2 protein-coding genes are annotated in these 805 nt (G+C 73.9%); one reads left to right on the top strand and one right to left on the bottom strand.

Annotated elements, in window-relative coordinates; all coding sequences use genetic code 11:
- On the top strand, nucleotides 1-286 hold a 286-nt coding region (locus EAO77_RS35635; RefSeq protein ID WP_222723741.1), incomplete at its 5' end, for a lipase family protein.
- Between the two features lie 170 nt (nucleotides 287-456).
- Here EAO77_RS35635 and EAO77_RS35630 read toward each other — a convergent pair.
- Complete coding sequence (locus EAO77_RS35630; RefSeq protein ID WP_147992460.1) at nucleotides 457-687, bottom strand: DUF397 domain-containing protein; 231 nt, start codon at nucleotides 685-687, stop codon at nucleotides 457-459.
- Between the last annotated feature and the right edge of the window lie 118 nt (nucleotides 688-805).

The raw sequence follows: 805 nt of genomic DNA, 5'->3' as shown, positions 1-805 counted from the left end.
GCGCATCGGCACCCTCAAGCCGACGGGCCCGGTCCGCCTGGCCACCGGCACCCAGGACGACATCGTCCCGCACGACCAGGCCCGCCAACTCGCCGTCGACTGGTGCCGCAAGGGCGGCAAGGTCAGCTACGAGGCCGTCGTCCTGCCCAACCTCGGCGACAAGCTGCTGACCAACCACCTCACCCCGCTCCTCACCGACCAGGGCGCGGCGATCTCCTGGATCACCGACCGCCTGGAGGGCAAGCCGGCCCTCTCCAACTGCTGGTCCATGCCCGTCCAGCCGTGACACCCGCCGCCGCTGCCGCCCCCAAGGGGCGGCAGCGGCGGCCGGCCGTGTCGGCGGTGCCGGGCGGAATCCGCCCCCGGGCGAGCAGACCCGGCACCCGATGGGCCCCTTCGCGGAAGGCGTGGGCGACGCCTTTCGCCCCCCTTCGCGGAAGGCGTGGGCGACGCCGCTCAGCCCGTCGGTTCGCCGCCGCGCACCGCCGCCACGAAGACCGCCCACCCCGCCGCCGGGAAGACCAGCGCCGGTCCGGTCGGGCACTTGCTGTCGCGGACCGGGACACGGACGCCGTGGCCGCGGGCGACCTCCAGGCACTCGCCCTGATCGCCGCCGCTGAAGCTGGACTTGAACCAGCCGTCCACGGTGGACGCGTCGCGGACGGTGGGCTCAGTGCTGCTGACCACGTTCGTGCTCCTCGGCTGCCGCCCTCACCAGGGCCAGGGACTCCTCGCGCGACAAGGCGTCGCTCAGGGCAAGAGCGTAGGAGGTCTGGCTCTCCCTCACCAGGGCCGGCTCGTCCAA

This window comes from Streptomyces sp. T39, from assembly GCF_008042045.1.
Taxonomy (GTDB): Bacteria; Actinomycetota; Actinomycetes; order Streptomycetales; family Streptomycetaceae; genus Streptomyces.
The sequence above is the reverse complement of the archived record's forward strand: the minus strand, read 5'-3'. Positions and strand labels throughout refer to the sequence as shown.